Origin of the sequence: Bacillus sp. FSL K6-1012 (assembly GCF_037964915.1) — a bacterium.
Lineage (GTDB): Bacteria > Bacillota > Bacilli > Bacillales > Bacillaceae > Bacillus > Bacillus halotolerans.
Genome location: NZ_CP150175.1, coordinates 1,512,089 through 1,525,228 on the forward strand (window position 1 = coordinate 1,512,089; position 13,140 = coordinate 1,525,228).

The window sequence follows — 13,140 nt, forward strand, 5'->3', positions numbered from 1 at the left end:
GCCGGATGCCATAAGTGGCATCGGCTTTTTTGATTAAAAATAACTCTCGCCGAGTTTCTTAAAGACAGGTTTATGATAAGCGGTCTGCTGGCGATTCGTCACAAGCGGCTTTTCTTTCATGCCGACGTATTTTTGCAATAGGTGTTTTGCTTTTGTTAAAGACATTTGAGCTTTTGGATTTCGGTACGACTGATTAAGTGTACCTAAATGCGGAAGATGTTCGAAGTCTTCTTTAGTTGGAGGCATGTGAAAATAGTAGTCTCCGATTGAGATAAGCACGTCCGATTGCTGTTGGCTGAACCTTGGATTTTTTGAAAAATGAAGCCCTATTTTTTTTCCTTTACCTTCTTTGACAAGCTTTTGCAAAGCCCGTTTTTTCAGCAGATATAGGTATTTAGGGTTGGGGGCGGTTTTTGCATGGCGGTTCACAGTGTAAACTGCTTTTGAAAGATTTTCTACGGTTGGCTGCAGATCTTTCGAGTATGCATGGTCGTCCATTATTTCTCTCCTTTGCTCTTATCAAATTTCTTATGATTAGATTATACTTTTTTATGGTTGAAATGCAAATATTGAATGCAAAAATGCGCTTTTTCTATGGAAAAAAAGCGCATTTTCAACTTATATTATACAGATTTTGCTTTCTTTTTCGGCTGAGCCTGAAATGTTTCCTGTACATTCACTTCTACAGCCTGCGCACTGTATTTTGGCAGTGCGACAAAATAGAAAATGAAAACAGCTAAGATGAAAACGCCCATGCCGTAATACAGATAATCGATGTTTGATACAAACTTAGGGAATAACAGCGCCACTAAGCCAAGTGTCAAAGACTGCGCAAACATCATAAAAGGATCTTGCCAGCCGCTTACACGTCCCATCAGCTTCGGATGGACAATCTTAGGCATCCATCCCCCAATGGCGATGTTTACCGGACCGATGCACATCCCCAGTACAAAAGTAGTTGCATAGTACACCCATAAAACTTTGGTGTAGCCAAGGACAAAAATCAGCAAGCCCGCAATTAAAATCGGCACCGACATTAAAAAGTGAGGCTTCACTTTTTTAGAGATTAACGTGCCGATCACACTTCCTGCCAAAAGACCAAACCCGATTGCGATCGTAAATACTGATGTATGCCATTCATAACGGTCGGGGGCCAGTCCATACTTCATTGTAAACATTGGCAATACAGCAAATCCTCCGTTCACAAAACCAAAAACAAAGAAACCGAAAATAAGAGAGGCCAGCAGCTTGTTTTTTAAAATGTAGACAATGCCTTCCTTAAAATCGTTTATCGAATCCTTGACGGAAGCTTGTCTCCAGTTAAATGTGCCGTTCGGCTGTCTGGCTTCTTTCGGAATCCGGCAGGTGCGGATAAGCAGGCCGGAAATAATAAAGCTGACAAAATCAAGAATAATCGCTCCATGAATTCCGATTGTGTTATACATAAAAGCACCGATTCCAACGCCAAATACCATAAAGATACTAAAAAGCATCTGATTAAGCCCGGCCGCTTTCGCATAATGCTCCTTCGGCAGGATGGCTTGTACTAAACTGTTTTCTGCAGGAAAGAAAAACTTGGTTACAGCGCTTCTGACAAACAAAATACAGAAAACAAGAGGAATATTGCCGGTAAATAAAGTGAAAAAAAGTACGACAGTCAGGGCGGCTCTGATCCAATCACAGTTTTCCGCGACTTTTTTTCTGTCAAACCGGTCCGCAACGACTCCTACAAGCAAAAACACAAATACTGTAGGAAGGGAATACATCAGTTCAGCCAAGGTTGTATAAGAAGGCTGGCTGCTGAAGCGGTCCAGCAAGAAAAAAGCAAATGCCATGTTGCCTACTGTCGTGCCCATTTGAGAAGCGAGTGCTGCGAAAAATAGACGAACAAAATTACGATTTTTAAATATATCCATAAAAACGCTCCTTACCCTAAAGGTCCCACTTTATCATATTATAAACCGCCTGTTTTTGAAACAAATAAGAAAACATTACCGGTTAATCATGACTCTTGTTCCGTTTGGCACAATTGAAGCGAGTTCTAGAACATCTTTGTTATGCATGCGGATACAGCCTTTAGACACAGCCTTGCCAATCGAAGCGGGATTATTCGTTCCGTGTATTCCATAGTGCTGCCTTGAAAGGCTCAGCCAATAAGCGCCAAATGGGCCGCCGGGATTGCGTTGGCGGTTAATAATATAGAACTCGCCAGTTGGTGTTTGTGTCAATATTTTACCGACGGCGATCGGATAAGTTTTTATTACCTGATTATTTTGGTACAAAGTAAGGGTTTTAGCCCCAATAGAGACTGCAATATGATATGGGATCGTATTTGGGTCCGGCAGACCGGGGATGACAATGCGCTGTCCGGCGATAACTCCTGATTGCAGCGAAGGGTTGGCTTGAATCAAAGCAGCGGTGCTGATTCTGAAATCGGCCGCGATGCTGGTGAGTGTATCGCCTTGTTTAATCTGGTACGTAAGCAGTTTCCTCATCCTCCCTTTTTTATTTATAAGTATTGATGAGGAACCCATTCTGCTACATTAAGTTGTGCTTTTTAATGTAAAGACTGTGATTTCAGGTTTAGCCAGAAATCGCAAAGGCAGTCTCGTCATCCCGAGGCCGCGGTTCACATAAATATGAGTGTCGCCTGTTTGGTACATTCCTTCGGTATAGACTTTTCCGTACGGAGGCGTAATAAGCGGTCCGTAGAAGGGCAGCTGGATCTGCCCGCCGTGTGTGTGTCCGGATAGCTGCAGATTGACAGGATATGTTTTTGTATTCAAGGCAGCATCAGGCTCATGGACGAGCAAAATGGAAAACAGCCTCTCGCTTAGTTTCGATAGGGTGCCTTCATAATCGGGCTTGCCGAGCATTAAATCATCGAGCGCAGCGATCTCAATTTCGCTGCCGTCTGTGAGCGCCAATTTTTGATAGGCGTTGCGAAATACCGTAAAACCTCCTGATGACATCAGGCTTTTATAAGCATCGGTTCCATAGCCGCCGTGATCATGATTGCCGTAAACACAAAACTTGCCGAAGGGTGCTTGCAGCTTTCTCAAAAAAGGAATCACTGCCTGATAATGTTGATACGTATCAGGGTTATCGATAATATCCCCGGTAAAAACAATTAAATCAGGCTTAGTTTCATTGATCGTCAGGATGACAGTTCTAAAGTCTTCAAGCGTAAAATAATCGCTTAAATGTGTATCACTGAACTGCACGATTTTAAAACCGTCAAATCCATGGGGAATGAGAGAGCTTTTAATCGTGTGTTTAGTAGTTTCAATCATATGCGGTTCCAGATAGCGGGCATAGCCATATCCCCCGCTGGCCGTTAAAACCCCGGCCGCAAAAACGCCGAGCGTTCCTTTTAAAAATTGTCTTCTGGACATCTTTTTCATTTCAAACCAACCTTTAGTAGAGTTTTTCTATTATATCACCTGTAACTTGAAAAAATCTCATCTCAGCATGTGCTGACAGCAGCTGGCATATAATGATAGAATAATATTGAATGAATACTCATTCATAATAGGAGGGATCATACAATGGAAAAAAAGGTTGTTATTATTACCGGCGGGTCAAGCGGCATGGGAAAAGCAATGGCAAAAAAACAGGCCGAATTGGGCTGGAATGTCATGATAACAGGGCGGAACCATGAAGCACTTGAAGAAACAAAAAAAGAAATTGAAACCTTTGAGGGCCAAGTTGCCTGTTTTCAAATGGATGTCCGTTCTGATTCTGGGGCAGCAAAAATGGTTGCAGAAGCGTTACATGTGTTTGGGCGTCTTGATGCACTTATTAATAATGCGGCCGGCAATTTTATTTGCCCGGCAGAAAAGCTCACGCCCAATGGATGGAAAGCGGTAATTGAGATTGTATTAAATGGTACGTTTTTTTGCAGCCAAGCCGCAGCCAGGCACTGGATTGAGCATCAGCAGAGGGGTGTTATTCTAAATATGGCCGCCACATATGCGTGGGGAGCGGGAGCGGGGGTTGTTCATTCCGCTGCGGCAAAAGCTGGCGTATTGTCGCTCACTAGAACTCTTGCCGTAGAGTGGGGCAGTCAATACGGAATCCGCACAAACGCGATTGCACCCGGTCCAATTGAACGAACAGGCGGTGCAGAGAAGCTATTTGAATCGGAAAAAGCGAAAGCCCGTACGCTGAACAGTGTGCCGCTCGGCCGGCTTGGCACACCCGAGGAAATCGCCGCTTTGGCCGCGTTTATGCTTTCTGATGAAGCGTCCTATATGAATGGGGAATGTGTCACTCTGGATGGGGGGCAATGGCTGAATCCTTATCCGTTTTAATTTCACAATAATATTTATCAGTAAATATTGAAATTATTAAGTGAAATTTTTATGTTTAAAAGTTTAACCTCCAAAATTAACCTTCTTCCTATCCAATTAAACCTATTAAGATAACACATAAAGCTCTAATTGTTTAAGAGGAATTGGTGTCATACGTAAGCCACCTAATATATGAAAGTTATATTTCAAAAGGGGAGGCGAAGTATGAAGAACTTAGATTAAAACATTCATATAATTACCTCTTTAACTAAAAAGAGGAATTATAGGAATGAATTAATTAGGTTTATATTATTATGGGAGGAAGGTTAAATAATGGACGAAATGGTATTATTAACTCAGGAATGGCTCAATGAAACGTACAAGGGGAAAAGTGGCTATAATCCCATTGAGGAAAATGGGAAAACTGGCTGGGAAACAATGTATGCATTAACTAGAGCCTTACAACTAGAATTGGGAATTATACAGACTTCCGACAGCTTTGGTCCTACAACTTTGAGAAAGCTTGGAGAGTTAGGCCCAATTTCTATGTCATCTAATTCAAAAAAAAATATTGTGAAAATTGTTCAAGGTGCCCTATATTGTAAAGGTTATGGTCCAGGTGGATTAACGGGTACATTTGGACAGGGAACGAAAGGCGCGATAGCAGAAATGCAATTGCATATGGGGCTTTCTAAAACAGACGGTGTAGTAACGCCTAAAGTGTTTAAAGCTTTATTAAACATGGACTCTTATATCCTTTTAAATGGGGCGTCAGAGAAAGTTCGTTCAATACAGCAATGGCTAAATAATAAATATAACAATAGAGAGAATTTCTATTTTATGCCCTGTGATGGCCTGTATTCAAGGGATACTCAAAAGTCTCTTGTTTATGCAATACAGTACGAGGAAGGGTTAAGTGATAGTATAGCTAATGGGAATTTTGGACCAACTACTCAAAGATTGATTCCTGTATTAAGAATTGGAGAAACAGATGAAAAAAACAGTTTTATTCATTTATTTCAAGCTGCTCTAATCTTTAATGGCTACAATGTTCCTTTTGATGGAGTATACTCTGAATCTGTAAGATCAAAAGTAAAGGCTTTTCAGTCTTTTGCAAAATTACAACAGAGTGGTACTGCCGACTTTCAAACATGGGCTTCACTTCTAGTAAGTACTGGAGACCCTAATCGAAAAGGAGTTGCTTGTGACTCAATTACTCAAATTACATCGGACAGGGCGGAGTCCCTTAAGAGGGCAGGTTATAAGATTGTAGGGCGATATCTAACAAATGCGCCGGGGAGTACACTAAATAAAAAAATACAACCAGGTGAATTAGAAACAATCTTAAAATCAGGTTTAAATGTTTTTCCGATTTATCAAACCTATGGGGGAGCAACAAATTATTTTAATAAAGAACAAGGAAAGAAAGATGCGTTTGCTGCTTATAAAGCAGCAAAAGAATACGGGTTTAAAAATAACACTGTAATATACTTTGCAGTAGATTATGATGCATATGGTAACGATTTAAACAACAATATTATTCCACACTTCGAAGGTATAAATGAAATAATGAACGGTTTTTTGGGTTCAACTTACAAAATTGGTATTTATGCCCCTAGGAATGTATGTACTATAGTTTCTAAAAAAGGTTTAGCATTTGCAAGTTTTGTAAGTGGGATGTCTACTGGCTTTAGCGGAAACTTAGGATATCCTTTGCCTTACAATTGGGCGTTTGACCAAATTTCAACAATTACTGTTGGAAATGGTTCTGGAATGATTGAAATTGATAATGATATTTGTTCAGGTTTGGATAATGGAGTTAATACCATAAATATAGTGTCTTCAGAGAATAAGAAGTTTTTTGATCAAATTGATGTTTTATATGAAACTGCTGAAAAATATGCTCAAATGCAAAGCGATTTAAATAATGGGGTAGAAAAAACACAATTAGCTAATGAGTTGGTTGCCCAGTATTTAAGAAAGGATGACTACAAAGGGTGGAAGTGGGTCCCTACCGCAGGCCAGATTGATCCTATTTATCGTGAATGGGCAGATAAAGCGCTAGGGGAAGACCTAGTAAATGGAATTGTTGATCCTATATCAAAAACTGTCATAGGAACGCAGCATCTTATGGCAACTTATAATGCCATTATTTATAGTGGTGGTTACTCTCAAACTTTACGAGATTTTGCTGGTTGGACTGGAGATCTATTAACAACAATACAGGACATGAAATTACACGCTCATGAATTTAATTCGCCTTATGATGCGGCTATGAAAATAATAGGTAATATGTATCAATTTAGCCTAGATGATTTATTTAGTGATGTAGATGCAATTAATCTAGCGAATAAAACATCAGTTGGTGCTAATGCACAACCTCTAAATATCGCAATTAGAGATTATTATAGTAATAATGACTGTATGAATAGGTTCACTCAATTTGTAAATAATAGATTTGATGGTTCGTTAGACAAAATTTTCTCTGAAGCAGAGTATTATTTAAATACAAACCTTGACCCAGTTGTTGTTCCAATTAGGTTAGCCTTTAAACGTGCTTTTGATGTTGAGGATTATAGTGAAGAGATTGGAAAAATAACAGCACAAGCATTTAGAGATGTTATTGAGAAAAAAATGATATCTGAATAAACTGCAAAACAAGCGAACGTTAAAACTGGTCGTTCGCTTGTTTTATTTTCTATTCAAATTTATGATATAATTTTTAAAGATTAAGGAGTGATTCATTGAAGAAATTGTTAAAAAAGTTAGTTGTATTATTTTTAAGCAGTTTAGTTATCATCTTTAATATTTGGTACTTTATTATTTGTGCTTTTTCCCCAGAGTATTATCAAAATACAAATCTTACTTCTAATGAAATAATAAGATTTGAAAAACTATACCACATAGATTTTCCTGATGAAACAAAATTTATTAAAGCTAGAGAGTATTTGGCTGGGCCCGGAGGAGATACGTCAGCTGTATTATATGTGTCTCTGCCAACCAAGCGGGTAGAAAAAGTTTTATCTGATTACACGCATATGAAAATAAACTATACTGACAATGTCGGTTCAATGTATGGAGTTGACGTTTCAAAGAGTGTCGCCGGTTTAACAACTCTTACATTTGGCACTTACGATAAAAAAGGAACTTTCTATAATATGAAACATGATGATGATTGGATGTATAAAGGCACTGACTGGAATCTTTACTTTTGGACAGCTGCTAGTTATAATGCTGTTATTTTTGTATTTGTCTTGGTTATTGTGAAACAAATGAATAAAATTCTTAATTAACCAGTCTGTAGATTGATAATCTCAAAAAAATTTTCCTCTTCTTTTAACATACTCCATACGACCCTCTTTTCCATACTATGATTTTTTTGAAATTTGTGGTGTAGTTATAATTGTGCGTATAATCAGACAAAGATAGAGAAGCAGGTGATAACATGTTGGATCCACTTGATATTTTAACGAACATTGATGATGTCCTCCCATATTACCAGGCGATTTTCAGTGCCGAGGAGCAGAAAATCGTCGGATATGAGGTGCTGGGACGTATATTGGCAGATTCAGAAATTCAAAGTCTCGGACCCTTTTTTTTAGATGCGGGGATACCCGAAGAATATAAATTAGAGGTTGATAACAGAATTATCCGCCAGGCTCTTGACCGCTTTTTAGAAGCGGATTCTGATCTGCTGATTTTTATGAATCAGGATGCCAATCTTTTAATGCTTGATCACGGCGAAAGCTTTCTTGAGCTTCTGAAAGAATATGAAGCGAGAGGGATCGAACTTCATCGTTTCGTGCTTGAAATTACGGAACACAATTTTGAAGGGGACATTGAGCAGCTTTACCATATGCTTGCCTACTATCGTACATACGGAATCAAAATAGCAGTTGATAATATCGGAAAAGAAAGCAGCAATCTGGACAGAATTGCGCTGCTATCGCCAGATTTGTTAAAAATCGATTTACAGGCGCTGAAAATCTCACAGCCATCTCCGTCTTATGAGCATGTGCTGTACAGCATTTCATTATTAGCAAGAAAAATCGGTGCGGCGCTGCTTTACGAAGATATTGAGGCGAATTTTCAGCTTCAATACGCATGGAGAAACGGCGGCCGCTATTTTCAGGGCTATTATTTGGTGTCCCCGTCAGAAACGTTTTTAGAGAGAGATGTATTGAAGCGAAGACTTAAGACTGAATTTCACCAATTTATCACTCATGAGAAAAAGAAACTAGAAACCGTCTATGAGCACTCTGAACAGTTTTACAAACGGGTGCACCAAGCTGTTACATCATTGCGGAAAAACAGCCAGTCCCCGGATGATGATTTTATTAAAAAGCTGGCGGAAGAGCTGACGGATTGCAGCTTTAGAATTTATATCTGTGATGGAGAAGGCGATCAGCTGACTGGAAATGTTTTTAAACAAGACGGAGAATGGATTTATCAGCCGGAGTATACGGAGAAGAACTGGAGCTGGCGTCCTTATTTTCTGGAGAACATCATGAGAATGAGAAACCTCAGAAAAGGGTTTTTCAGTGATTTGTACAGCGATTTGGAAACAGGCGAAATGATCAGAACGTTTTCATATCCGATGGATAATCAAATATATTTATTTATAGACCTGCCGTATTCTTATTTATATGAGCAGGATGGATTGATTTAAACGGCTGAAGAGCCGTTTTTTTTATGAATTGAAAAAAATATCAAAAAACGATTGACATTGATACTGATAATCATTATCATTTAATTATAGAGAGAAGCTACTCTCTGTTCCCCAACCCCTCTATCAGATCAAGATCCGAAAAGCTTGGCGCTACCCCCGCCAAGTTTTTTATTTGTCAACGAATAAGACAATCCATAGAAACAATAAACCTTATTAGTGGTAAACAACGGCACTAGGAGGTAAAAACATGTTCAAAAGGAGCAACAGACTGCTTATTGACCTTCCAACCCCAGAGCATCCTGACCCAAATGCGGCAGCGGCGGTTCAAGAGCTGTTAGGCGGCAAATTTGGTGAAATGTCCACTCTCAATAATTATATGTTCCAGTCCTTTAACTTTCGCAGCAAGAAAAAATTAAAACCGTTTTACGATCTCGTATCAAGCATTACCGCTGAAGAATTCGGCCATGTTGAGCTTGTGTCTAATACGATATCCTTAATGCTGACAGGTTCGACATTTAAAGGTGATCCCGACGTTACACCGATGAGAGATGCAAAAAATAAACGAAATTCCCAGCATTTTATTGAAACGGCTCAAACGTCTTATCCGTTTGATTCTATGGGGAAAGCCTGGACCGGTGAAAATGTGTTTAACAGCGGAAACCTGGTGCTGGATTTGCTCCATAACTTTTTCCTGGAATGCGGCGCCCGAACTCACAAAATGAGAGTGTATGAAATGACTGATCATCCGGTGGCCAGAGAAATGATCGGTTATTTGCTCGTGCGCGGCGGCGTTCATATCGTGGCGTATGCCAAAGCGCTTGAGATTGCGACTGGCGTAAATATCGGCAAAATGCTTCCGATCCCGAATCTTGATAATAAACATTTTGATACAGCCAGAAAATTCGAAGAGCAGGGAATTCATACGAAGCTGTATACATTCAGTGATACGGATTACAAGGATATCAATAAAATCTGGAAAGGTGAGCATCCGATAGACGGCAGTGAGCTTCATGTCATTGAGGGGAGCCCTAAGGGAGCGCCCGTTCCTGATTTCAGAGAAGTGCCGGAGGAATTTGCTCCCGGGATTTCAAAAGAGGATTTTGACGAAATTGCAAAAAGGCTGTTGGATTCTGCCGGAATATCAAAAAAATCTTAATTGTGTGTATGACATTCCAAAAAAAGCCTCAAACTACGTAAAAATAGTTTTTTCACTTTTTTTCTTTTCTTAAATTCAGCAGGGAAAATGCCATCCTGTCCGACTTTATGGTATGATGCTCAATAGAACTTGTATTATAATAAATACTTGTTGATTTGAAGTTGTTTTTTGAAAGGAGTCTTTTTTTAGAATGTCACAATTAATGGGTATCATCACACGGCTGCAAAGTCTGCAAGAAACGGCGGAAGCGGCTAACGAGCCAATGCAGCGCTACTTCGAAGTAAATGGTGAGAAAATATGCAGTGTTAAATATTTCGAAAAAAATCAAACGTTTGAACTGACGGTTTTCCAAAAAGGTGAAAAGCCGAACACATATCCGTTTGATAATATCGACATGGTTTCAATCGAAATCTTTGAACTTCTGCAGTAAGACTCTTGATATAGGGGAAACAAGCTTTCGCTTTGCAGCATGTAATCGAAATAAACGGTAAGGAACATACTTGTTTCATGGTTGTAAATCCTTGAAAAGGAGTGTCGTCATGGCCGATTCTTTTCTGTTTTATAATCTTTCAGAAGCACAGATGACCTTTCAAGATGTGATGGAGCGGCTTAAAGCCTTTATTCGAAGGGATCCCCGTTCTTCATATGTGTTATCGATCGGAACCGATTCACAGGTTTATCGTGATTACACAAAGTTTATTACTGCATTACATTTGCATCGTACAGGCAAGGGAGCTTGGGGCTGCTTGAAAAACCACGCAGTCGACAGACCCATACATAGCCTTCGTGAAAAGATTTCGTTAGAAACGGCGTACAGTCAAGAAACAGCCGCCTATATTCTGGATGGACACTTGATGGATATTACCGATCTGCTCCTGCCTTTTACAGGCGAAGGGGCGGATCTTACATTTGAGGTTCACTTGGATATTGGGAAAAAAGGGCTTACAAAAGAACTGATTCAAGAAATGACAGGGCGCATTACTTCAATGGGGATTGAGGCTAAAATCAAACCGGATTCATACACAGCCTTCAGCTATGCAAATCGTTTCACAAAATAATTCCGGCTCGCAAGCCGAGGGAAATGTCGAATTATGCGGTTGACGATTGTTTTCTGATTACTTATTCTAGCGGTAGAGCTGAAAGTAAGTTTTCTTGCTTTCAGAGGTATTCAGTATAAAACAGGGGGCCTGATTACGAATGAGTCTTATCGGTGAACGATTTACAGAAGAAGAACAAAAACTTCTGCTGAATATCCTGATCAATCATGAGTATGCTATCGAGCTTTTAAGCAGTGAGATCAACGATATAGAGACAGGAACCAAAAACGTTGACGGAACCACCTACAAAAAACTTGTAACGCTATACGACCGATTTCGATTTGAAAATTAATGGCACACCTTATAATTGATACTCCTCCAAAGAGTATCTTTTTTATTGAGGGAAACTTTTCGACAAATACTGATAAAGTTTATATTATTGTAGTATAGGGAATGTATGTGTTGATGAAAATGAAAAGGGGTCGAAAACATGATAAGCTTGCAATCAGATCAGCTTCTTGAGGCAACAGTCGGACAATTTATGATTGAGGCGGACAAAGTAGCGCACGTTCAAGTTGGGAACAACCTGGAGCACGCTTTATTAGTGCTGACAAAAACAGGGTACACAGCCATCCCGGTGCTGGATGCGTCATATCGTTTACACGGCTTAATAGGAACCAATATGATCATGAACAGCATTTTTGGTCTTGAAAGAATTGAATTTGAAAAGCTTGACCAAATTACCGTTGAGGAAGTTATGCTGACTGATATTCCGCGTCTTCATATAAATGATCCGATTATCAAAGGGTTCAGCATGGTCATTGATAACGGGTTTGTTTGCGTTGAAAATGATGATCAGGTCTTTGAGGGGATTTTCACAAGAAGAGTGGTTTTGAAGGAATTGAATAAGCATATTCGCTCATTAAACAAGTAGGCTGCTCAGCCTATTTTTTATTCTATTTGCAGAGCAATAAAGAAAGCGCATACATAAATTGGGGTGAAAAGGACTTGAATCATAAACTAAGATTTTATTAGAATAGAAGATAAGAAAAACTTATTGATAATAAAAAGGAGGACGACATGCAGCTTCAAGAGCTTCATATGCTCGTAGTTTTAGCTGAGGAGTTAAATATGAGAAAGGCGGCGGAACGGCTTTTTGTATCCCAGCCGGCTTTATCTCAGCGTTTACAAACCATTGAAAAGGCGTGGGGGACAAAGATATTTTTAAGATCCCAAAAAGGATTGACAGTAACGCCGGCCGGAGAGAAAATCATTCAGTTTGCGAATGACGTTACGTTAGAGCAGGACAGAATTAGAGAAAATATCGATGAGCTCGAAGGGGAAATTCACGGCACACTGAAGCTTGCCGTCGCCTCCATCATCGGCCAGCATTGGCTTCCAAAAGTTCTAAAAACGTATGTGGAAAAGTATCCGAATGCAAAGGTCTCGCTCATTACCGGCTGGAGCAGCGAAATGCTGAAAAGCCTTTATGAAGATCAGGTTCATATTGGCATTATTAGAGGAAACCCCGAGTGGAAAGGCCGCAAAGACTATTTAATGACAGACCATCTGTATTTAGTCGACACTGAAATCTCTTGTATAGAAGATATTGCTCATACAGAACGGCCGTTTATCCAATTTAAAAGCGACAGCACTTATTTTCAAGAGATTCAGCATTGGTGGCATCAAAAATTTAAAACGTCGCCAAAACAGACTATATTGGTTGATCAGATTGAAACGTGCAAACAGATGGCGCTGCACGGGATCGGATATGCGATTTTGCCGTCTGTTACCCTTCAGAACGAAGACAAAGTCAATAAAATGCCTCTGTTAGACGCTAAAGGAAACCCTATCGGGCGGGATACCTGGTTATTAGGCTATGAACCTGCTTTTGAACTGAAGCAAGTTCAAGCTTTTGTTTCAGTTGTAAAGGAGATGCTTGATCAAGAGCACCCATTTTAAGAGAAAAGACAGCAAAAGGCTGTC

At 39.7% G+C, this 13,140-nt stretch carries 14 protein-coding genes; 10 read left to right on the forward strand and 4 right to left on the reverse strand.

All coding sequences use genetic code 11. From position 1 onward, the window contains the following. Positions 1–33: 33 nt before the first annotated feature. The 4 genes from NSS75_RS07885 to NSS75_RS07900 form a co-directional block, all read right to left on the reverse strand. Positions 34–498 carry a YkyB family protein gene (locus NSS75_RS07885; RefSeq protein ID WP_268498101.1) on the reverse strand — a complete coding sequence of 155 codons (465 nt, stop codon included), beginning with the start codon at positions 496–498 and terminating at the stop codon, positions 34–36. 125 nt (positions 499–623) lie between these two features. Then, complete coding sequence (locus NSS75_RS07890; RefSeq protein WP_044156081.1) at positions 624–1,916, reverse strand: MFS transporter; 1,293 nt, start codon at positions 1,914–1,916, stop codon at positions 624–626. Between the two features lie 75 nt (positions 1,917–1,991). Next, on the reverse strand, positions 1,992–2,486 hold the full coding sequence (locus tag NSS75_RS07895; RefSeq protein WP_081638296.1) for a L,D-transpeptidase family protein: 495 nt from the start codon (positions 2,484–2,486) through the stop codon (positions 1,992–1,994). A gap of 57 nt (positions 2,487–2,543) precedes the next feature. Beyond that, the gene (locus NSS75_RS07900; protein WP_024121214.1) at positions 2,544–3,404 is read right to left on the reverse strand and encodes a metallophosphoesterase; all 861 of its coding nucleotides are present in this window, start codon (positions 3,402–3,404) and stop codon (positions 2,544–2,546) included. A 144-nt stretch (positions 3,405–3,548) separates the two neighbouring features. Here NSS75_RS07900 and fadH point away from each other — a divergent pair, with 144 nt between their 5' ends. From fadH to ccpC, 10 genes are all read left to right on the forward strand, one after another. Then, complete coding sequence (fadH, locus tag NSS75_RS07905) at positions 3,549–4,313, forward strand: 2,4-dienoyl-CoA reductase (protein ID WP_213418582.1); 765 nt, start codon at positions 3,549–3,551, stop codon at positions 4,311–4,313. 312 nt (positions 4,314–4,625) lie between these two features. Beyond that, on the forward strand, positions 4,626–6,941 hold the full coding sequence (locus NSS75_RS07910; RefSeq protein ID WP_339236875.1) for a glycoside hydrolase domain-containing protein: 2,316 nt from the start codon (positions 4,626–4,628) through the stop codon (positions 6,939–6,941). A 95-nt stretch (positions 6,942–7,036) separates the two neighbouring features. After that, positions 7,037–7,585: a hypothetical protein gene (locus NSS75_RS07915; protein ID WP_024121217.1), complete on the forward strand. Its 549-nt coding sequence runs from the start codon at positions 7,037–7,039 to the stop codon at positions 7,583–7,585. 152 nt (positions 7,586–7,737) lie between these two features. Next, entirely contained in the window at positions 7,738–8,961 is a 1,224-nt protein-coding gene (locus tag NSS75_RS07920) for an EAL-associated domain-containing protein (protein WP_268498099.1), read from the forward strand. 247 nt (positions 8,962–9,208) lie between these two features. Then, on the forward strand, positions 9,209–10,117 hold the full coding sequence (locus tag NSS75_RS07925) for a manganese catalase family protein (RefSeq protein WP_103671621.1): 909 nt from the start codon (positions 9,209–9,211) through the stop codon (positions 10,115–10,117). Positions 10,118–10,307: 190 nt separating this feature from the next. Then, on the forward strand, positions 10,308–10,547 hold the full coding sequence (locus NSS75_RS07930; RefSeq protein WP_003218671.1) for a DUF1797 family protein: 240 nt from the start codon (positions 10,308–10,310) through the stop codon (positions 10,545–10,547). 109 nt (positions 10,548–10,656) lie between these two features. Next, complete coding sequence (locus NSS75_RS07935) at positions 10,657–11,175, forward strand: ribonuclease H-like YkuK family protein (RefSeq protein WP_024121220.1); 519 nt, start codon at positions 10,657–10,659, stop codon at positions 11,173–11,175. Positions 11,176–11,314: 139 nt separating this feature from the next. Further along, the gene (abbA, locus tag NSS75_RS07940; protein WP_003218673.1) at positions 11,315–11,506 is read left to right on the forward strand and encodes an AbrB antirepressor AbbA; all 192 of its coding nucleotides are present in this window, start codon (positions 11,315–11,317) and stop codon (positions 11,504–11,506) included. Positions 11,507–11,644: 138 nt separating this feature from the next. Further along, positions 11,645–12,088, forward strand: a complete 444-nt coding sequence (gene cbpB / locus NSS75_RS07945; RefSeq protein ID WP_024121221.1) for a cyclic-di-AMP-binding protein CbpB — start codon at positions 11,645–11,647, stop codon at positions 12,086–12,088. A gap of 146 nt (positions 12,089–12,234) precedes the next feature. Continuing rightward, positions 12,235–13,116 carry a transcriptional regulator CcpC gene (ccpC, locus tag NSS75_RS07950; protein ID WP_095714699.1) on the forward strand — a complete coding sequence of 294 codons (882 nt, stop codon included), beginning with the start codon at positions 12,235–12,237 and terminating at the stop codon, positions 13,114–13,116. Positions 13,117–13,140: the final 24 nt, after the last annotated feature.